The 21,185-nt window shown below is 38.1% G+C and carries 18 protein-coding genes; 10 read left to right on the top strand and 8 right to left on the bottom strand.

Annotated elements, in window-relative coordinates:
- Positions 1–148: 148 nt before the first annotated feature.
- Both ACHFIY_RS03540 and ACHFIY_RS03535 read right to left on the bottom strand, forming a co-directional pair.
- Entirely contained in the window at positions 149–1,024 is an 876-nt protein-coding gene (locus ACHFIY_RS03540; protein ID WP_410844681.1) for an AraC family transcriptional regulator, read from the bottom strand.
- A gap of 674 nt (positions 1,025–1,698) precedes the next feature.
- Positions 1,699–3,327, bottom strand: a complete 1,629-nt coding sequence (locus ACHFIY_RS03535; protein ID WP_410844680.1) for a PDDEXK nuclease domain-containing protein — start codon at positions 3,325–3,327, stop codon at positions 1,699–1,701.
- Positions 3,328–3,838: 511 nt separating this feature from the next.
- Here ACHFIY_RS03535 and hisB point away from each other — a divergent pair.
- Together hisB and ACHFIY_RS03525 are read left to right on the top strand one after the other, a co-directional pair.
- On the top strand, positions 3,839–4,975 hold the full coding sequence (hisB, locus tag ACHFIY_RS03530; protein WP_410844679.1) for a bifunctional histidinol-phosphatase/imidazoleglycerol-phosphate dehydratase HisB: 1,137 nt from the start codon (positions 3,839–3,841) through the stop codon (positions 4,973–4,975).
- A gap of 400 nt (positions 4,976–5,375) precedes the next feature.
- On the top strand, positions 5,376–6,632 hold the full coding sequence (locus ACHFIY_RS03525) for a T9SS type A sorting domain-containing protein (RefSeq protein WP_410844678.1): 1,257 nt from the start codon (positions 5,376–5,378) through the stop codon (positions 6,630–6,632).
- 151 nt (positions 6,633–6,783) lie between these two features.
- Here ACHFIY_RS03525 and ACHFIY_RS03520 read toward each other — a convergent pair whose 3' ends face one another.
- Positions 6,784–7,770: a pyruvate dehydrogenase complex E1 component subunit beta gene (locus ACHFIY_RS03520; RefSeq protein WP_410844677.1), complete on the bottom strand. Its 987-nt coding sequence runs from the start codon at positions 7,768–7,770 to the stop codon at positions 6,784–6,786.
- 240 nt (positions 7,771–8,010) lie between these two features.
- Here ACHFIY_RS03520 and ACHFIY_RS03515 point away from each other — a divergent pair, with 240 nt between their 5' ends.
- From ACHFIY_RS03515 to ACHFIY_RS03505, 3 genes are all read left to right on the top strand, one after another.
- The gene (locus ACHFIY_RS03515; protein WP_410844676.1) at positions 8,011–8,925 is read left to right on the top strand and encodes an SPFH domain-containing protein; all 915 of its coding nucleotides are present in this window, start codon (positions 8,011–8,013) and stop codon (positions 8,923–8,925) included.
- A gap of 210 nt (positions 8,926–9,135) precedes the next feature.
- Positions 9,136–9,834 carry a MotA/TolQ/ExbB proton channel family protein gene (locus ACHFIY_RS03510; protein WP_410844675.1) on the top strand — a complete coding sequence of 233 codons (699 nt, stop codon included), beginning with the start codon at positions 9,136–9,138 and terminating at the stop codon, positions 9,832–9,834.
- A gap of 98 nt (positions 9,835–9,932) precedes the next feature.
- Positions 9,933–10,337: an ExbD/TolR family protein gene (locus ACHFIY_RS03505; protein ID WP_410844674.1), complete on the top strand. Its 405-nt coding sequence runs from the start codon at positions 9,933–9,935 to the stop codon at positions 10,335–10,337.
- A gap of 127 nt (positions 10,338–10,464) precedes the next feature.
- Here ACHFIY_RS03505 and ACHFIY_RS03500 read toward each other — a convergent pair whose 3' ends face one another.
- Positions 10,465–11,592, bottom strand: a complete 1,128-nt coding sequence (locus ACHFIY_RS03500) for a lactonase family protein (RefSeq protein WP_410844673.1) — start codon at positions 11,590–11,592, stop codon at positions 10,465–10,467.
- A gap of 259 nt (positions 11,593–11,851) precedes the next feature.
- A complete protein-coding gene (locus ACHFIY_RS03495) occupies positions 11,852–12,361 on the bottom strand; it encodes a hypothetical protein (protein WP_410844672.1) in 510 nt (169 codons plus the stop codon).
- Positions 12,362–13,159: 798 nt separating this feature from the next.
- On the opposite strand from ACHFIY_RS03495, the gene ACHFIY_RS03490 reads away from it, so the two are divergent.
- From ACHFIY_RS03490 to ACHFIY_RS03475, 4 genes are all read left to right on the top strand, one after another.
- A complete protein-coding gene (locus ACHFIY_RS03490) occupies positions 13,160–14,728 on the top strand; it encodes a hypothetical protein (RefSeq protein WP_410844671.1) in 1,569 nt (522 codons plus the stop codon).
- 9 nt (positions 14,729–14,737) lie between these two features.
- Positions 14,738–15,067 carry a hypothetical protein gene (locus ACHFIY_RS03485; protein ID WP_410844670.1) on the top strand — a complete coding sequence of 110 codons (330 nt, stop codon included), beginning with the start codon at positions 14,738–14,740 and terminating at the stop codon, positions 15,065–15,067.
- Between the two features lie 10 nt (positions 15,068–15,077).
- Positions 15,078–15,788, top strand: coding sequence for a hypothetical protein (locus ACHFIY_RS03480; protein WP_410844669.1), 711 nt, complete (start codon positions 15,078–15,080; stop codon positions 15,786–15,788).
- A 73-nt stretch (positions 15,789–15,861) separates the two neighbouring features.
- Positions 15,862–16,278, top strand: coding sequence for a DUF1003 domain-containing protein (locus ACHFIY_RS03475; protein ID WP_410844668.1), 417 nt, complete (start codon positions 15,862–15,864; stop codon positions 16,276–16,278).
- 104 nt (positions 16,279–16,382) lie between these two features.
- On the opposite strand, the gene ACHFIY_RS03470 is transcribed toward ACHFIY_RS03475, so the two are convergent.
- The 3 genes from ACHFIY_RS03470 to ACHFIY_RS03460 all read right to left on the bottom strand — a co-directional run bounded on the left by ACHFIY_RS03470 (position 16,383) and on the right by ACHFIY_RS03460 (position 20,314).
- Positions 16,383–16,835 (bottom strand): KTSC domain-containing protein, encoded by a 453-nt coding sequence (locus ACHFIY_RS03470; RefSeq protein WP_410844667.1) that lies wholly within the window; start codon positions 16,833–16,835, stop codon positions 16,383–16,385.
- A gap of 201 nt (positions 16,836–17,036) precedes the next feature.
- Positions 17,037–19,682, bottom strand: coding sequence for a DNA mismatch repair protein MutS (mutS, locus tag ACHFIY_RS03465; protein ID WP_410844666.1), 2,646 nt, complete (start codon positions 19,680–19,682; stop codon positions 17,037–17,039).
- A 236-nt stretch (positions 19,683–19,918) separates the two neighbouring features.
- Entirely contained in the window at positions 19,919–20,314 is a 396-nt protein-coding gene (locus ACHFIY_RS03460; RefSeq protein WP_410844665.1) for a PRC-barrel domain-containing protein, read from the bottom strand.
- A 219-nt stretch (positions 20,315–20,533) separates the two neighbouring features.
- Between ACHFIY_RS03460 and ACHFIY_RS03455 the strand changes: the two genes are divergently transcribed.
- Positions 20,534–21,067, top strand: coding sequence for an RNA methyltransferase (locus ACHFIY_RS03455; protein WP_410844664.1), 534 nt, complete (start codon positions 20,534–20,536; stop codon positions 21,065–21,067).
- Positions 21,068–21,185: the final 118 nt, after the last annotated feature.

The following is a 21,185-nucleotide window of genomic DNA, read 5'->3' as shown; positions in this document are numbered from 1 at the left end:
ACTCGCAACCTATTTACAAAGGGCAAAAAAGCATGAGCAAGCAACCTCTTTTCAGTTGTTGCCACGAATGTATCTATAAAAAACATTTGTATCAATTATACACCTATGTATTTCTTGCTTGATAATATATTTATTGAAATTTAAAGGCTCAACGTTTCCTAAAGCCCCTTGGTGACACCCCTATCATTTTGGTAAATACCCTGGAAAAATGGAACTGGTCGTCAAAGCCTAAAGCCACCCCAATCTGCTTTACCGACAAGCTAGTGTTTTCTAACAGCTGGCAGGCATATTGCATTTTTAAGAAAACAAAATAACGTACTGGGGAATTATGTGTTTTTTCTTGAAATAGTGTGCAATAATGCGATACGGACAGGCACGCCTGATTGGCCAAGGCTTGCAACGTTATTGCCCCTGCTAAATGAGCTTTCATAAAAACAATTGATTTGCCAATTGGGTCATTATCAGGCAATTCCAAACGCTGATTTGCACCCGAATTGCCAAAACTGGTTAAATAATAAGGGAAAGCCAAAAGCGCATCCACCATATTGTCCATATTGTCGGCCATTTCCAGCAGGGCATATATTTTTTCGAATAAGGTATCTCTTGCTTCATTAAAAGGCACGTCCACAGCCCTGAAGCTGCTAACTTTTAGCAAATGGCTTATCATCGAGGCCGCATAAGGACCGTCAAAATGCACCCAATATATAGTCCATGGATTTTCAGTATCAGCACCATATTTGTGAGGGGCTTGCTGCGGCAAAATTACCATTTGATGGGCAGCTATTTCATAAAGGGTATCGTTTACCTGGCACCAACCCTTGCCTTTGGCACAGTAAATTAATATGTGTTGCTGGCAGCCCGCCACCCTTTCCCTGTTATGGAACTTTGCATTGGGGTAATAGCCTATGTCTGTGATGTACAAGTTTTTGCACAAAGGATGCCCCATAGCTTTTTTTAATGTTGCCGATGGTATTACATGCAATTTCTGCCCCGCAAAGCCTTCTTTTTTCAATTGCTGATCCATGCTGCGCTGTTATCTATATTTTATGCAAGTTTAGCAAGGATGCTTAAAAGCTTATCTTTTTTTATTAAAAAATCAACCTAGTGCAACCTCACCCCTCCTTTAAGGCTGAGAAAAGTTCTCAAAAGGGAGAGGGCAAGAAAGGAAGATTTGTAAATTTTAAATCATATCAATATCGTAGTATTTTTTATTAAAATAGTTTCAGTTTTGCCAATTTTGTGTTTTTTTTCCTCTTTTGTCGTTTTTCAAAAATTGCTTTCGCTCATTTAAACCATTGATTATCAACAATATCGACAAAATTTTCTGCGTGTTTTGTGCGTATTTTGTGCTTATTTTTTGAGTAATTTATGCTCATTTTATGCGTAATTCGTGCTCATTTTGTGCGTAATTTTTGCATATTTTACAGCCATAAATACAAGACCAAATTTGAGGACTGCAACTATCTTAATATTAGTAAAAAAAGAACTACGAAACTGATGCCGGGACATTAGCTTTGTAAATGCATTGTATCAGGTGCATTTATAGTACAAAGATAAGTTTTTTATAGATTAGAAGCAATTGCTTTATTGTCCAAAAGACGCCCGGTATAAGCAAGTAATCTGCCATCGGTTCGTTGTTGGTCGGAGACACAACAACGGCGAAGAATGGAGCGAAGACCAACAAGGGCAGGAAAACTATTATAAGGCTTCCTTTGAGTTAGTAATTTTTTCAATCTTCCATTCAATGCTATCCATTAACTGTGTCATTATGGAGTTAATGATTTGTTGTTTATCAGACTCTGTTAATGTCTGATGATATAGTTTTTTTAAAAATGGTTGTTGATTATTGTGGTTAATTAATACAAAACCATAATAGTAGGTATCGATTGTTAATTTTAGTTGAACCCACTCGTTAAAATGTTCTGTACCTGCTTTTTTAAACCCGTCAAAACTGTAACTAAATATGAAATCTCTAAGTCCAATAATATTTTTTTCAACAGCCCAGAATTCATCTAGCTGTTCGTAGGTATTAAAATTTTTGTTGGAGCATTGCCAGTTTATTGAATGGGATAAAAAATCCTCATTAAACTCGGTTAACTTTTTTATAATCACTTTATACAGTGACTTGACTTCGTTAAAAAACAAATTATGCAGAATGGCATAATTAACTGGTATTTGTATTTCCTCTGTCTGAATATTTTTTAGTTTTTGTTTGATAGCTTTTAATCTGGCATTTATTGGGGTTTCCTGTTCTTTTAGTTCTTTGTCCATACGTTCTTCTATATCTTCTATGCTGGGTAATTCGCCTTTAATATCATCGGGCAACATTTGTGCAATTTTGTATTCAGCTATGCCTATAGGTTTGCTTGTATCTCTTAATGCATATTCTGCTATTATTTTATTATTGGTTTTGCAGAGTATTAAACCAATAGCAGGCTGGTCATATTCACTTTTTAACTGGTCATCTGCCAAGCCTAAATACAGGTTCATTTTACTGACGAATTCAGGCTCAAATTCACCAATTTTTAATTCAATGAGAATGTGACGCCTAAGCTTTGTATGGTAAAACAATAAGTCTATAAAAAATTCTTTACCACTTACTTCAAATTTTTTTTGCCTGCCCATCAAGGCAAATCCATCACCTAACTCTAACAATAGCTTTGTAATATGTGTCATAAGTGCACTTTCCAAATCTTTTTCTTTTGCTTCCTCACTCAGCATAAAAAAATCTAAATGGTAAGAGTCTTTAAACAACTGTATTGCCAGTTCAGAATCGTAAGCTGGTAAAGCTGTTTTAAAGTTATTGCTAAGTGAACCCAGCCTTTTGTACAGATTTGATTCAATCTGGTTAATCATCATATCCCTTGTCCATCCGTTTTGTAATGTTTTTTGTACATAAAACAGCCTTTCCTCTGGCAATTTAACCCTATCAAGCAATGTACAATTATGCCCCCAAGGTAATTTTGCAACGGAGCGTTGCAAAATTATAAATGGTTGATTATCAGCTTCTTTCAATTTTGCAACGCTCCGTTGCAAAATTGAAAACTGAGGGTAAGCCAAGGCGAAATCTCGCATGTACCGTAAGTTGCGGGGAGATAAGCCGTTCATGTCAGGAAACTCGGCTTTTAAATCAATCGCTAATTTTTCAACAGTTTTTGTTCCCCATCCTTCGGCTTTTTCCTGATTCGTGATTGTATTGCCAATCTGCCAATATACTATAAGGAGGATATTGTTTACAGCAATAGTAGCCTGCATTCGAGCCTGCCTGATTGTTTCTTTGAGGTTGTTAAGTATGGCAGGATAATCTTTACTTATTTCAAAGCTCATAAACTTGTTTTTACTAAGTGGTTGTTTTCAAAAGAGTTGCTAAATATAAATACAAATAAGTATTGGCAATTTCATTCAGTAAAACAATTTCCCTCCCTCCCCTTCACCACCCCTACCCCCAAAATATTTTATACCATTTAACCACTTCTTGCAATTTCAAAACTTGAGCGTTAGAAAAATGAAAGGAAGCAGAAAACATAATTGTCTAAACCAACATCCCTGTGATTAGTAGGACTAGTTGAATTAACTCCAGCTTGCCTAGATTGCTAAGCAAGATGGAATCTGTTCTTCGCTCCGATAAAATCAATTTAATCTATTAAATCCTATAAATCCCGTTTCAGACACTACAACTCATAAAATCTGAAGCATTTTTTTTGAAGCAAAATAAAGTGCTTCAAAAAAAATGCTTCAAAATTATAGTTTAGCATACGGTTTGGGTTTAAACCACTGCATTCATGTTGTCGGTTAAGCCAAAAAGTTATATTTGCCGCAAATAACAGCACTGCTTAGCATGAAGCGAATCCTTTTTATAGACCGTGACGGCGTTATCCTGCAGGAGCCGCCAACAGATTTTCAGGTAGACAGCATAGAAAAAACAAGTTTTGTAAAAGGCGCTATTGGGGCATTGAGTAAAATAGCGGCCGAGCTAGATTATTACAAAGTGATGGTTACCAACCAAGATGGGCTAGGCACCACTAGTTACCCTGCTGAAACATTCCACCCTTACCAAAACCTGATGCTGCGCACGCTGGAAGGGGAAGGCTTTGTGTTTGACGAAGTGCATGTGGACGATAGCTTTGCAAGCGAGGGCAAGCCAACCCGCAAGCCCGGCACGGGCATGGTAAAGCACTTGGTGGATAATCCTGATTTCGATTTGGCAAATTCATTTGTTATTGGCGACAGGTGGAGCGATATTCAACTGGCTAAAAACCTTGGGGCGAAAGCCATTTACCTTACTTCGCCTTTGCAAACCCTGCAGTTAACTGCGGTGCAGGAAGCAACCCTGCGGCCAACAATAGCCTTGGAAACCAGCGATTGGAACGAGATTTATACATTTTTAAAACTAGGGCTTAGGCATGTAAAGCACGAGCGCAACACCAACGAAACAAAAATAAAAGTGGAGTTAAACCTTGACGGAAGCGGCAAAGCCCATATACATACCGGGCTAGGCTTTTTCGACCACATGCTAGACCAAATAGCCCGCCATGGCAAAATGGATTTAAACATAGAAACCAAGGGCGACCTGCATATAGACGAACACCACACTATAGAAGACACGGGCCTTGCCCTTGGTGAGGCTTTTGGCAAAGCCTTGGCAGACAAGCGGGGCATGGAACGCTATGGATTTGCCCTGCCCATGGACGAGGCGGAAGCAAAAGTATTGATAGACTTTGGCGGCCGAAACTGGCTGGTTTGGGATGCCGAGTTCAAGCGCGAAAAAATAGGGGAAATGCCTACAGAAATGTTTTTCCATTTCTTTAAATCGTTCAGCGATGCGGCAAAATGCAACTTGAATATCTATTGCCGGGGCGATAATGAGCACCATAAAATAGAAGCTATCTTTAAAGCTTTTGCCAAAGCCATAAAAATGGCTGTTAAAAGGGATCCTTTAAGCAATGCCTTGCCAAGCACTAAAGGGGTATTATAAAAAGGCATAGACAGACAGCTGCCGATGCCTTCAATTGCTTCCTACGATGCGGTGGCACTGTAGTACACTTTTTATAAAAATGATAATGCTGCTTACAATCTTTTAGGAAGTTACGACAATAGCAAGTAGGTTAACACCCGTTATGCCCCCTCAATCCCATATTTGTCGTATGCAATGAGTTACCAAAAAGTAGTTACAGCATCTGCTAATTACATTGAACCATCAAGTGGCATACCAGTAGTTATGTACTTAGTGCAACTTAGGTTTCTGGTGTGTTTGTTGCAGTTTTACTTTCCAAGATTATAACTTTCGTGAACTATAAAAATGCCCTTGCCGATTATATTTTTATTTTTTCATATTTTCAATATATTTGAAAATATATATCAAAATTGTGAATATTGTGAAGAAAGTTGCAACTTTTCTCTTGTTTTTTATAATAACAGGGCTTTTATATGCAAACGGGCAGCCAATACTAACTGCTGCGGGCGTAAATCCTGTAACTGGTGATAAATATACGCAGCAATGGGTTTTATCGTCTAGCATTGCGAAAGATGCATTAACAAGTGGTGAAAACCAAACATGGGATTTTAGTAATATGATAGACAGTGTTGCTTTTAATACTTTTTTGTACATAGCACCTTCGAGCGACACACCAGGCATAGACAGCTTTCCAGATGCAACCATTGCATCTTACGATTCGGCAGCAAGACAATATAATTATTTTAATAATAATGATACAGTTTATAATGTTTTAGGCTATTACAATGACAGTACCGCCACTAGTACCCGCTATACCCCTGCAATTGCTCATTTGTCGTATCCGATGAGTTATCAGAAAGTATTTGTGTCATCAACTTATTACATAGACCCGACTTATAACGTTCCCGTAGTGATAATAGATACCTTGACAGCAGATGCTTATGGCACAATGACCCTTCCTGGGGCAACTTATACGGATGTGCTGCGAGTAAAGGCACAAGTACATTTTTCAACTAATATTATGGGTACTAATTACGAGATTGGGACACAAAAAATTTATGCCTATTATGTAAATGGCATCCACGAACCTATAGCCACTTTTCAAACGACGGATGATATAAATTGGCAAGCAACCTATAATAAGATAGGTACTATAGTGCCGCTTAGTATCCACGGTTTATCTGTTGGCCTACAGAAAAATTTGCCATTGGTAAAATGGCAAGCTGAAAACACAGCCAATACCAGCAAATTTATTGTTCAACGTAGTGGCAACCAGCAATATTTTGAAAATATAGGTTTTGTTGAGGCGGATAAAAGCAGGAGTGCTTACCAGTTTAGCGACCCAACACCTGTTAATGGCACAACATATTACCGAATAGAGCAGCAGGATAAAAACGGCGAAGCATTTTATAGCAATATTGTTTCGCTGCAGCCAGCCAGCAAGGTATATTCATACAATGTTTACCCCAACCCTGCTCATGGAAATATACATTTGTCAATACCAGAAGATATTGCTTCTGACGTAAAAATTTATAATATGGAAGGCAAAATGGTATTTGAGAACCAAGCATTTAAAGCGAGCGAAAGCATAGCCACGGGCAATTGGGCTGCAGGCCATTATTTGCTTGTAGTAAAAACAGGGAATGGGATAAAAATGAATAAGTTTGAAAAACATTAGGCTTTGTTGTATAAATAAAAAATCCCCTGGAAAATGCAACATTTCCGGGGGATTTTTTTATGTATCTTAAAAAGATACTTATACAACCCTTTTCTCTACTTAATTCCTTTGTGCAACTTAGAGCTTTTGTGCCTTTGTGGCTAATTCCCATTTACTTTTTCATGTACATAACTTCTTTCACCAGTTTTACCGTTCTTGGCACATCTGGTATAGCCAGTGCTGCAAGGTTTGGTGCATAGTGCATTGGTGCATCAGCACTACAAATACGGCGTATAGGAGCATCTAGGTAGTCGAACCCTTCTTTCTGTATGCGGTAAGTAATTTCAGAACTTACAGAGGCAAAAGGCCATTGTTCTTCCACAATTACCAAGCGGTTTGTCTTCTTTACGCTTTCAAGTATCGTATGCCAATCCAGCGGGCGGATCGTGCGCAAGTCTATCACTTCTGCACTGATGCCTTCTTTTTCCAATTCAGCAGCAGCACCAAGGGCTACTTTCATCATTTTGTTGTAAGAAACAATAGTTACGTCCCTGCCCGGCCTTTTTATATCAGCCTTGCCGATTGGAATATAATATTCTTCCTCAGGTACTTCGCTTTTGTCGCCATACATTACTTCACTTTCAAAAAATATAACAGGGTCTTCCTCATAGCGGATGGCTTGTTTCAACAAGCCTTTTGCATCGTATCCATTAGATGGGGACACAACTTTAATACCCGGAATGTTTGCATACAAGCTATCAAAAGCAGTAGAGTGTTGCGCACCCAACTGGCCAGCACTACCATTTGGCCCACGGAAAACGATAGGGCAACCAATTTGCCCACCACTCATGGCCAACATTTTAGAAGCAGTATTCAATATTTGATCCAAAGGCAACACGGCAAAGTTCCATGTCATGAACTCTACAATTGGCCTAAGCCCATTTTGTGCAGCACCCACAGCAATGGCTGTAAAACCAAGCTCTGCAATAGGCGTGTCAATTACGCGTTTGTCGCCAAACTCAGCCAGCATGCCCTGCGTTACTTTGTAAGCACCGTTGTACTCGGCCACTTCTTCACCCATCACAAACACTTTTTCATCCCTTCTCATTTCCTCCGACATGGCTTCACGCAGTGCCTCCCTGAACGCTATTGAACGCATATTTTATTGTTTAAAGTATCAATTTTAAGAATGCCCGCAAAAATATAGGTTTATATAGTTTAAAAATCAATGGAATAGAAATTGATAGGCAATAAAATTAGGAATTAGGAATTAGGAATTAAGAATTGGAGGTAAGAAATTAGTGCTTGGGAATTAAAAATCAGGATTTTTGGGTTAATCATTCCTAATTCTTAATTCCTAATTCCTAATTCAACTATCTTTCCTGAAAAATTAATAACTATGAGTACAGCATTTAATTTTATTTGGCTATTTGTTGTAGTATTTATCATTTTTAGCGGCTTGATAACGGTAAACCAAGGCACAATAGTGGTGATAACCCTATTTGGCAAGTACAAGCGTATCCTACTACCCGGCTTACGGTTTAAAATACCGTTGATTGAGCAGGTTTATAAACGCATCAGCATACAAAACCGCAGCGTGGAACTGGAATTTCAGGCAGTAACCATTGACCAAGCAAATGTTTATTTCAAGAGTATGTTGTTGTATTCCGTGCAAAATGCCGATGAAGAAACGGTAAAAAAAGTTGCCTTTAAATTTATCAGCGACAAAGATTTGATGCAAGCGTTGATACGCACCGTAGAAGGATCAATCAGGGCTTTTGTGGCCACCAAAAAACAAGCTGAAATATTGACAGCCCGCCGAGAAATAGTGGATTATGTAAAAGACCAGATAGACCATTCCTTGGAAGAGTGGGGCTACCACTTGCAAGATTTGCAGATAAACGATATTACATTCGACCAAGCCGTGATGGAAAGCATGAGCAAGGTTGTGGCAAGCAACAACCTAAAAGCCGCTGCAGAAAACGAAGGGCAGGCATTGTTGATTACAAAAACAAAAGCTGCAGAAGCAGAGGGTAATGCCATAAAAATATCGGCAGAAGCAGAGAAAGAAGCAGCAAAGTTGCGTGGGCAGGGCGTGGCATTGTTCCGGGAGGAAGTGGCAAAGGGGATGAGCCAAGCGGCAGAAAAAATGAAAGAAGCCAATTTGGATACCAACGTGATTTTATTCAGCATGTGGACAGAAGCCATTAAAAACTTTGCCGAGTATGGCAATGGCAATATGATTTTCCTTGATGGCAGCCCGGAAGGCATGGACAAGACCATGAAGCAGATTTTGGGGATGATGAAGAAATAAGTCGTAAGTGATAAGTTTGGAAAAGTAGACTTGAACGTGTACTTACAAATTATGACTTACCACTTATGACTTACAACTAATTGTGTATAACTCATAGCTCATAACTCATAATTCATAATTAATAGTTAAGCGTTTTACAATTTTATGCACAGTAGGTGTTTAGGTTTTGTAAACAAACTATTTTAGCCAATATTAATAAAAACATTGTTCATGTTCTATTTTTTGCAAGTTACCAATGCCATTGCCGATTCTACCAGCAAAGCTGTGGCGAATGCCATCCCGGTTGTTGAAAAAATTTCCCTTTGGAATATGCTACAAAAGGGCGGCTTTATAATGTATCCGCTTTATTTTTTGTTGGTTGCAACCATTTTTGTTTTCTTTGAAAGATTGATTGCCATAAGAAAAGCATCTAAAATAGATGCGGGCTTTATGAATATAATAAGGGACAATATTGTAACTGGTAATATTTCTGCCGCAAGAAACCTAGCTAAAAATACCCACAACCCTGTTGCCAAGATGATTGACAAGGGCATTCAGCGCATAGGTAAAAGCATAGATGCCATAGAAAAAAGCATGGAGAATGTGGGCAAGCTGGAAATGTATAAGATGGAGCGCAACTTATCTATCTTGTCATTAATTGCTGGAATTGCCCCTATGTTTGGCTTTTTAGGTACGATTGTGGGCATGGTACAATTATTTTATGGCATTGCTTCTACTGGTGAATATACTTTGGGTACTATTGCTGGAGGTATTTATACTAAAATGGTTACCAGTGCCACAGGTTTAATTATTGGCTTGATTGCATACGTAGGGCATAATTTTTTAAGCTCGCAAATAGACAAGACGGCTAATAAAATGGAAGCGGCAAGCGCAGATTTTATTGACATCTTACAAGAACCCACACGATAGAATTATTTTAAGTTTTAAATTTTAAGTTTTGAATTAAAAGCAAGAACAAATAATTGCTTAAAACTTATTACTTACAACTTACCACTTACGACTTTAGTATGAATATACGCAAAAAATTAAGAAACCACCCCGAAGTGCATACAGGCGCATTGAACGATATTTTGTTCATACTGCTGCTGTTTTTTCTTATCGTTTCCACATTGGCTAATCCTAATGTAATAAAGGTATCTAACCCCAAGGGAAAAAGCGACACAAAGGCAAAGCAAACGGTGGTGATAACCGTGGACAAGAACCAGCAGATTTACATAGGGCAAACGCCAGTATCGATAGATAGCCTGCCCGGGGCATTGAAAGAATACCTTGCCAAGGAAACGGACAAGCCTTCTGTCGTTATTAATGGCGACAGCACTTCTCATTTGGGTACTGCTATCAAGGTGATGCAGATTATTAAAAAACTAGGGGCTACGCCGGTAGTGGCGGTGGATAACAGTGGGGCGAAATAGTTTTTTTAGCCACTAAGGCACGAAAACTCGAAGTAGCACAAAGAAAAAAAGAAGAAAGAAATGTAACTTATTTTACTCTTTTAAATCTTCGTACCTAATTGTCCAGAATTGTATTTAGTAGCCATTTCTACTCCTCATTACCCACCATTTTCAAACATACAGGGCTTCCTACTTCAATGCTCATGCCTGTTGGCTTCAACAAACCTGTAGCAGTATCCCTTTTGAAAATAATAATATTATCAGATTTTTGATGGCCAATCAATAAAAATTTACCTGTGGGGTCAATGGTAAAGTTACGTGGCATGATGCCGCCTGTTGGCTGCACTTGTAACAGCTTCAATATGCCAGTTAATGTGTTTACTGCATAAGTGGCAATGGTATTGTAGCTGCCCCTGTTGGTGGCATATAAAAACTTCCCATCGGCAGATAAATGAATATCGGCACTGCCTTTGTCAAGGTTGTTGGTACTGTCTGTGCTAATCGTTTGCTTCAGTTTCAAGTGGTTGTGCTTAAAGCCAAAAACATCTACTGTGCCGCTTAGTTCATTTATTACAAACATATATTTTTTGCTTGGCGCAAAAGCAATATGGCGTGGGCCATTGCCTGGCGTGCTTTGTGTTTCAATACTGTTTTCTATAGAAAGAGGCACACTTGTAGTTTGAGGATTAAAAGGGTATTGGGTTATTTTGTCTGTGCCTAAGTCGTTCGTAAACAAATACTTTTCGTCTGGAGACAACACTACGGTATGCACATGCGATTCTTTCTGGCGGCTTTTTACAATGCTGTTGCCTGTATGCTGTATCAATTGCCTTAGTGTATCTAAACTACCATCTGGCTTTATAGGGAAAGCAGAAAGGCTGCCTCCCTTGTAGTTGGCGGTGAAAGCCCATTTGTTTTGGCTATCAACGGTTACGTAACAAGGCCCGTCGCTATGGGTAGATTGCTTGTTTAAAAATTGCAACTGGCCCCTATGCTTGTCGAAGGCATAAGCCGAAGCCCCGCTGCCATTATCTCCCCCGCCTTCTTTTACGACATAAACAAATTGCCCATTGTTGCTGATGGCTAAGTAGGAGGGATTGTCTGTTTTGGCTTTGCTTACCAGCGTGGCCATACCTGTTTCGGTATTAAATTGATAAACATATATACCCTCGCTTTTGCCATTGGTATAAGTGCCTACCAACAAATAAGGCATTTTGTTTTGGGCAGCAACAATAGAAACGATAAAACAAGCAATAGCAACAATAAACAACCGCATAATCACAATTTCAGAGGGCTAAAACTACTTCTTTTTCACCATTGGAAGATAGATAGCCACGAAGGCACAAAAGCGCAAAGATGCACAAAAGATAAGGACATTTATTTTGCCACAAAGTCACGAAAGCACTAAGCAGCACAAAGATGCTAAAGGAAGGTTTTCGACTTATAACAAAAAAGACTATATGACTATAGCAATAAAAAAATGCAGTCCTTTTCTTTTATTAATTCCTTTGTGCTTCTTTGAGTCTTAGTGGCTATTATTTATAAGGGCGGAAAATGGTGAACCTGCCTTTGGTTATGTTCTGCAAATCAAGCTCGCTGGTGCCTACTTTCCTGCCCCACATGCCCGTATTCTGGTGCGCAATGATAAAGTAGCCTTTTCCCTTTACCTCATATACAATGGCGGTATGGTGCTCCATCTTTTCTATATGCTTTACCCTGTCTGGTGTTGTATATTTAATGGTAACGCCCTCAAACTGCATCATGTCGCCAGGGTACACGCATTCTTTTTCATAATCTACTTGCCTGCCATATACCAGTTGCTTGTTCCAGTTGGCCCCCAGTAGGTTCAGCGGCTCGGCAGCAAGGTCCCAGCACTCGCCGCGGCCTACCTGCTTGCCCATTTTCGAGTTCACAAAAGCAATTACCTGCTTGTTCAGTTGTGGCGTGCTGTCGCAGCCCTGCATAGTTTGAGCTACAGCAGCATTGCTAAATGAAAAGGAAACAAACCCTATAATAACCAAAGCACAAAGACAAGAAAATTTCATGAATATTTATTTTGCCATAAAAGTAGAAAATAGCAACTTGATGAAAAGCGGTTTTAGCTTTTGGTAAACGTTTTTGCCTTGACAAATGGCAAAAGCGACAGAAAACAAGGTGAAATCAAGAAAAATGTTGAAATATTTCTACATTTTAACAAAATAATTTTTTTTATTAAAAAAATATCCTTTCCTTTATATCGAAATAAAAAACCTATATCAAATCCATCTTAAACACATAAAATTAGCTTATGAAACAAATCAGATAAAACCTATCAGTTGAACCCTGAATTTTATATTTTGCATAGCCGTTATTGCTATACCAAAAGCAAAGCCACTTCCTAGAGAGATTAAAATCTTTATTGCCCTTATCCAATTTAGCTGTTTACTACTGTTTCCAATTGCTATGATGTGTAAATATGCTGGGCATATTGTCCTATATTAAGATTATAAAGATGCTGACTGATAAAAGTGGCTTTGCTGTTAGCCAATAATACGCCCCTATCTAAAATTTAAGGGGAAATATTGAAAGCCTAAGTGTCCCTTTTGAAAAATGTGCAGCAGCGTTATGTTCCAATTGCACAAGAAAGAAAGAACCATTAGCAGATTTTAGGCAATAAATGGACTTTTTTGGGGATGAGTGCAACTTGATTGCCTTTGCGGAGCTATGAATTTTAAAATACAACGGTACAGTTGTACGCAAGTACAGCTAACGTAATGCTACGCCGTTAACTATACAAAAAAGCCTGTATTTCAGGCAACCGGGTAGCCGAAAACGGGAGAGAGTAGGCTATTTAAAATTTATTTATGAGAAAATATGAATTAATTATTATTCTATTGGTGTGTTTTTTTGCTGTCAATAGTTATGGACAGGATATACAATACGATTTTAAAAATCCAGATACTATAAAGGGGATTTTGCCTTATGACTTACCGTTTAGAATCCATTTTTTAAATATTGATTCACAAAAGGTCAAGCAAATAATTGTAAACATTTATCAAGTAGATATTACAAATTATCATGGAATACTTAATGATGTTGGTTATAAAAATGTTCATAGTGCATCTAAAACTCTTAGAATAATAACGAATAATGATGTTTTAAATTTTTCTAAAAATCCTATTATTGCACTTGATACAATTTTTTATGGAATTGACTTTTCGTCTACCGATGCTTATACAAAATCTTTTATTACATTAAAACCTAGCGTAGGCTATTTTATTGAAGTGAAGATTTTAGACCAACAGCAACTTAATGATGCAGCAAAAAAAGAATTGATTGCCAAGATAGAACAAGATACTAAGACAGAGTCTATGATAAATGATTTTGCAAAAAAAAATATCAATGAGAGGAATACAAATCTTGATATAAGCAACAAAGTTATTGCAGCATCATTTGTCAAGAATGTATCAGTTATAATTAAAGCAACTAATAAGAAATACGCAGTAGCAAATATAGATAGCGTAAATATTAAATTAAAAAGCGCATTTGGGGAAATGTTCAAAACATTGAGCATAATTAGTGGCTATATAAACACCTATCAGCAAAGGTTTAATAAAGACACTGTATTTAAAAAATCTAAAAAGTTTGTAAATGATTCTTCAATGATAAATTCATATATATTGAAAATAAAAAATGATTTACTAGCTCAGAATTGGTTTAATTTAAATAAGGATTCGAATTTGGTTGTTAAATTTCAAAATGAATTCAAGCCAATAAAAAAATACATTGATAGTGTTGATAATACGATATTTATATCTTCTAATTTTGCAGGAATTAAAGAACTTGATGCTGAAAATTGGGATAGTTTAATAAATGTTGTAATTACTGAAAAGTCCAACGCTATCAACACTATTATTGAAAAAATAATTGTCGATAATGTTGTGCTTGAAAATGCGCTAGCTACTACTTATCCAAAGGAATTCGTAAAACAGGCTAATCAATTTATAACATCTACAGCAGGCTATAGCTATGTATGGGGAATTGGACGATGGATGCCTTACCTAGGCATTCATATTTCGCCTTCACCACTAAATGATTCTACCCCTTTAAGGCAATATAAAGGCTTTGGGAATTTTTTAAGATCTAGATTTTCACTTTTAATTGGTATGTCTTTAGAATCAGTTGCAAAAGATAGTGTTAGGCGTGGGGTTTTGTTAAGTGACAAAGCATTAATCCTTGGCACAGGTTTTCGTTTGTGGACATGGTTAAAAATAAATAGTGGTTTTTATTTTTACTATACCGAACCCAAAAACCCTCTTTTAGATAGAAATAATCTTACAGCGAAAGCCTCACCTTTTGTTTCATTTTCCATTGATGTTAGAGTACAGTCATTACTTAACGGTATAGGAAACTCAATTTTCAGAACAAATTAAAAAAAAATTATGCTTACAACTTCAATTAGTTCAAATCAAATTTCGGAAGGAAACAATTCTTGTAAATTTTTTTACAATCATGGAGGAAGCGGTTTTCCTATAAAAATGTTAGAAATTCTGACGGATGACCCTGTAGTATTTTTAGATGAAGGCGGAAATGAGACACAAAAGATTAGTTGGAAAACAGATAAGTTCATACAAAACCTTTTTCAAAAAGATATTGTTATAAAAGCTGGCGGAGGACTTAATGATGGAGATGTGTTTAAAATAAATGTAACTGTAACTGACTCCTTGGGAATAGAAGAATATGATTCCATACTTATTCACTTTACAATTTAAAAATTTTAGCATGGGAAAAATAATAATTGTTCTATCATTCCTAATACTTTCTTTTTTTTCATGTAAAAAAGAGGATGATTTATATAGAGTAGGAAGTAATAGTGGGCCCGACCTAAATGATATTATTACGTTTACTAACGTATCAAATAATCAAATTGATGCCGATAGTGTTTCTAATTGTATTTTAACTGTAAAAATAAATTCTCAATCAGATGATGCAAGTAGAAATGTTACTTTTATTACATCAGGCGGTACTTTCTCTAATAACGATACTCTAATGACAGTTCAAGTAGATGCTTTAGGATATGCAACTGTAGCACTAAAAAATAATATGCCAGAAATGGTGCGTGTAAAAGCTTCTGTAAAAACTTTTATCATTGATACTTTAATTACATTTAATCTTGCTGCTCCGGATGATATATTAATAAGTGCTGATAAATATTTAGCTGATACAAGTAATAATATTACTATATCTACAAACCTTTTCAGAAATCCAGGCAGGGGTGTTATTTCTGATCCAGTAAAAGTATATTATCAAATAACACCTTTAGACACAAGTATTAATTTAGTATATCCTGGGTTTGCGTTTTCTGAAAAACATGTTTCTAGCATAATAGTTTCTAATCCTTTTAAGGTTAGTGGTAGATTTAATATTAAATCTAAGGTTGTAGGTTCTTCTAGTGATACATTAACTAAAACAATTTTAGTGAAAATTAAATAAAAGTATTACTTTATTTTACTCAAAAAATCCTTCTATATTCGTTTGAATCCCTCTTAATTCAAATGAAAAAAACATGAAGAAAACAAAAAATTGGCATGAGCAGCATGTAGAAGAATCTAGCTTTGGGTGCCGGCTGGCAGATGCGGTAGCAAATGGCATGGGCTCCTGGCGGTTTATTATTATCCAGACGGTACTTGTGGTGCTGTGGATGGGGCTGAATATGGTTGGCTTTTGTTACCATTGGGATGTGTACCCTTTTATTTTGCTCAACCTAGTGTTTTCCACACAGGCGGCTTATGCAGCACCCATTATTATGATGGCGCAAAACAGGCAGAATGACCGGGACAGGGCACAGGCACTGGCGGATTATAATACCAATATAGATGCAAAACTGGAAATAGAAGCACTCGCCATCAAGCTAAACACCCTTGAAGTGGAAAAGCTTGACAAAATTATTGCTATGCTAACAGAAATGAAAAAAAACGCATAAAAAGAAAGAACCCTTGGATTCAATATCCAAGGGTTCTTTCTTTTTTGATATACTTATATTGAGATTAAAAAACGTACAACTTAATACTTAAAACGCACAACGTTCTAAGCCGCTGCCACTATCTTATTCACGCTCCTGTAAACATAAGTTTCGCTGATATGCCTGCGCACAAAACGTGCTTGGGCTGGTGCGTTTACCAGTTTTACATAAGCGGCTTTTGGCACATCGAAATATTCGTAGCTATGCCCATCAGAAAAATCGATACGCAGGGTAGTACCTTTATATTCAAAATCCTCAATGCTCGCAGTATCCAGTGTTTGGTAATACTGTTCTAGGCTTGCCTCAATGGTTTCAGGGGCAATGCTTACCAAAAAATGGTATGCTTCAATAACAATTTTGCTCTTTTTTTCAGCAGCTAATTTTTCTGATTCTTCCTTGTCCTGGAATTTGTCGGGATGCCAGTCCTTCATATGATTCCTGTAAACCGATTTCAAATCTTTTAAATCTGCTTGTTTGGTAACCCCCAACAGCTTCCGATAATGTTCTACTTTACTCATAACGGGTGCAAATTTAGGTGTTATAAGTACTGAAAAAAGAAAATCTTAAAAAACAGTGATTTATGCTACTTAGGTATGTATTTCATGCAAATTTTGATACTATTTAAGTTAAAAAGCATGCCTTGGTAGCGTTTTATACTTTATGTGTTTTTTGTTCTTCTTTGTGCTGGTTTCTGTCTTTGTGCCTTAGTGGCAAAAAAACTAGTCCCTTATTTTTTCCTTTATCTCCTGCAATTTCAATAAAGCTTCCATAGGTGTAAGTCGGTTAATATCAATAGCGGCCAGTAGTTTCCTTATATCTTCAAATGTTTGGGAATGTGCATCAAAAATAGACAACTGCACCTGTGGGGTGCTAAGGCTCTTTACTGCCTTACGTGTATTCTTACTGTTAACTATTGGCTGTTCGCTCTCAGCGGTTTCTTCCTCATCATTTACATGCTTGGCTTCTAGCTGCTTTAAAATATCATTGGCACGTTCTATCAATTTAGGCGGCATCCCCGCCATTTTCGCCACATGGATACCAAAGCTATGCGTGCTGCCACCCGGGGCTAGCTTACGCAGGAAGATTATTTTATTGGCTATTTCTTTATTGGTAACATGGTAGTTTTTTACCAAAGCCAATTTTTCTTCCAGTTCATTAAGCTCGTGGTAGTGGGTGGCAAACAATGTTTTTGGCGAAGCGGGTGAATTGTGCAAAAACTCCACAATACTCCAGGCAATGGATATGCCATCATAAGTAGAAGTGCCACGGCCTATTTCATCCAGCAATACCAAACTGCGTTCAGATATATTGTTGATAATGCTTGCCGTTTCGTTCATCTCCACCATAAAGGTACTCTCCCCACCGCTTAGGTTGTCGCTGGCACCCACGCGGGTAAATATCTTATCTGTCAATGGTACTTTTGCAGATGCTGCTGGCACAAAGCTGCCAATATGTGCCATTAAGGTAATCAATGCTGTTTGCCTCAAGATAGCACTTTTACCACTCATGTTTGGCCCTGTGAGTATAATAATTTGCTGCTCTTCCGGGCTTAGAAAAATATCGTTGGCTATATAATTCTCACCGGGAGGCAGGGTACGTTCTATTACCGGGTGGCGGCTTTCTTTAAGTTCCAAAGCCAAGCCCTCATGCAATTGTGGTTTTTTGTATTGGTATTGCAGGGCATTGTCAGCAAAACAAAGTAGGCAATCTAATATGGCAAGCACATTCCCGTTAACTTGTATTGGTGCAATATAATCTTGCAAGGCGAGCAATAGCTTGTTGTACACATCTATTTCTATGGCCAGTATCTTGTCCTCTGCCCCCATTATCTTTTCCTCATATTCTTTCAGCTCCGGGGTTATATAACGCTCGGCATTGGCAAGGGTTTGCTTGCGAATCCACTCGGCAGGCACTTTGCTTTTATGAAGATTGGTTACTTCCAAGTAATAGCCAAACACATTATTAAAACTAATTTTAAGGGAAGAAATACCTGTTTGCTCAGCTTCCCTTTGCTGTATATTCAATAGAAAATCTTTGCCCCCGCTTGCTATTTGCCGCAATTCGTCAAGCGTTTCGTTTACCCCTTTGTTCACTACCCCGCCTTTGTTGATGGCAATGGGCGTATTTTCGTTTATCTCGGCAATTATTTTTTCTATGATAAAATGGCAAGGGTTTAGTGCATCTGCTAGTCTTTTTAAGTAATCATTATTGCTGATGCTTAGTTGCAATTTGATATGTTCCACCTGTTGAAGCCCCTTGGCCAGTTGCAATACTTCCCTTGGGTTTATCTTTTTCATGGGCAGCTTGCCTACCAGCCGCTCCACATCGCCACATTGCTTGATGGCTATTGAAAGCTGCTTACGAATATCTGTTTGCATTATAAAATGCTCTACAGTATCCAGCCGCTCATTTATTTTTTGTATGTCTTTTAGTGGCAGCACCACCCAGCGTTTCAGCATCCTTGCACCCATTGGGCTTACGGTATTGTCCAGCACTTTTAGCAGGCAATTGCCATCGCCAGAACCAGCATTCAACAATTCTAGGTTGCGTATGGTAAACCTGTCCATCCACAAATAATCATCCTTTTCCATCCGTTGCACAGATGTAATATGTTGCAGGTTAGGGTGTTCAGTTTCTTTTAAATAGTACAAGATAGCCCCTGCCGCTACAATGCCAGTATGCAGGTTTTCCACGCCATATCCTTTCAGGGAATGTACTTGGAAATGCTTGAGCAAACTTTCTGTGGCAAAAGCTTCCTCAAAAAGCCATGCCTCCATGGTATAGGTGTAAAACTTATTGCCAAACAATTCCTTGAATTGTTTTTGGTAGCTGCGTTGGTAAACCACCTCGGCGGGTTTCAGGCTTTGTAATAGTTTGTCTATGTATTCTGCATTGCCCTCTGCTACAAAAAACTCCCCAGTGCTAATATCCAAGAAAGCCACGCCCAATACATCCCCATCAAAATGCACGGCTGCCAAAAAGTTGTTGCTGTTGTGTTCTAATAATTTGTCGTTGGTAGCAATGCCAGGTGTAACCAATTCTGTTACGCCCCTTTTTACAATGCCTTTGGCTAGCTTGGGGTCTTCCAGTTGGTCACAAATGGCCACACGGTAGCCCGCTTTTACCAGCTTATGCAAATATGTATCTAAAGCATGGTGTGGGAAGCCCGCCAATTGGCTGCTATTGGCATCGCCATTGTTTCTTTTGGTAAGCGTAATGCCTAATACAGCGGACGCTTTTACCGCATCATCGCCAAAGGTCTCGTAAAAGTCACCCACACGAAACAACAAAATAGCATCTGGGTATTTTTGCTTAATAGCCCGGTGCTGCTGCATTAAAGGTGTTTCTGAACTTGCCTTAGACATAGCGGCGAAGATACTATGCGTTTTTGTTGATTTGGTTGCTTGTATGTTTTGGGGAAAAATGGGGGATATGTTGGCGTGTATAGGGGCTGGGCTTGCCCCCACCCTTTAACTGAATATTGCCATTATGTATATTTAGGGAAATCAATAGTCCCGCTACATACATAATGGCAATAATTTATCTGCTACGAAAAAATCCATTTAATCTCTTTAATCCTAAAAATCTAGGTTCAGACTGGCTAAATAAAACTCCAGTAGTCGTACACCAATTGCATTGCATTGGTATCTGGCCAATGGTCTTTGTCAAAGCCTGGCGCATTCTCAAATTTTTCTTTTGTGCCATTGAACAGGAAGGACTTGTTCTCTGGGTCTATTGACAGCAAATTAAATGGGGTGGCAAAATACTTGGTGCCAATGCCAAGCAGGCCCCCTGTTTCTATTACTAGGTAATCTATTTTTCCCGTGGCAATATCTAGCATGATGTCTTTTATATCGCCAATGTGTTCCTTTGCTTCATCGTGTACTTCATCGCCAATGATAGAGGAAGCCGTTAAATACTTTGGCGGCGTATTTATATAATTCCCTTCGTGGTTAATGCCTGTAAGGTTGTCTACTTCTAATTCTTGAGTGTCCATAGTAATAATTTTATTGGGTTATAAATATGTTTCCAACAATCATTATTCAAACAAATACCATTCCCAAGCCTTCGCCTATGTGTATTTAACAAAAGGGCAAGGATAATGAGTATTTTTTGCCACGAACCAACTTCCGCCAACTCCCCACTAACTCCCGATTAACTTCCGATTAAATATTGCAGAATAGCATCTACTTTTGCAGCCAAAGGAAAGGGAGTAATGAGGAAACTGAGCATGGACGAATTGGGCAGGATGAGTGTAGAGGAATTCAAGCAATCTGAAAAGAATAAGGTTATTGTAGTCCTAGACAATATCCGCAGTATGCACAATGTGGGTAGTGTGTTCCGTACCGCCGATGCTTTTTTGATAGAAGCCATTTGTTTATGTGGCTATACACCGCAGCCTCCCCATAGGGACATACACAAAACGGCCCTAGGCGCAACAGAAACGGTAGATTGGTTGTATTATGAAAATACAATTGACGCTATTACTGATTTACAAGAAAGGGGCTACAAAATATATGCTGTAGAACAAGCGGAAGGCAGCATTTCCTTGGAAAAATTTGTTTGGCAACCATCGCATAAAATAGCTGTTATCATGGGCAATGAAGTAGAAGGCGTAGCTAGTGAACTCCTCCCCTATTGTGATGGCTGCATTGAGATACCCCAATTAGGCACCAAACATTCCTTGAACATTAGTGTAGCGGCAGGAATTGTGTTATGGAAACTGTGTGAGCAACGTTTTTTGGGGTAAATTTCCGTCATTTCGATGCAGGAGAAATCTCATCGAAAAAGACACACTAATTAAGCGGTTAGATTTCTCCTGCGTCGAAATGACGTGGCTAATGAAAGTGAAGTATATTGTTATAAAT

The organism is Parasediminibacterium schistidii (assembly GCF_046546515.1).
GTDB lineage: Bacteria > Bacteroidota > Bacteroidia > Chitinophagales > Chitinophagaceae > Parasediminibacterium.
Note: the sequence above shows the minus strand (reverse complement) of the source record. Positions and strands in the feature narration are given on the sequence as shown.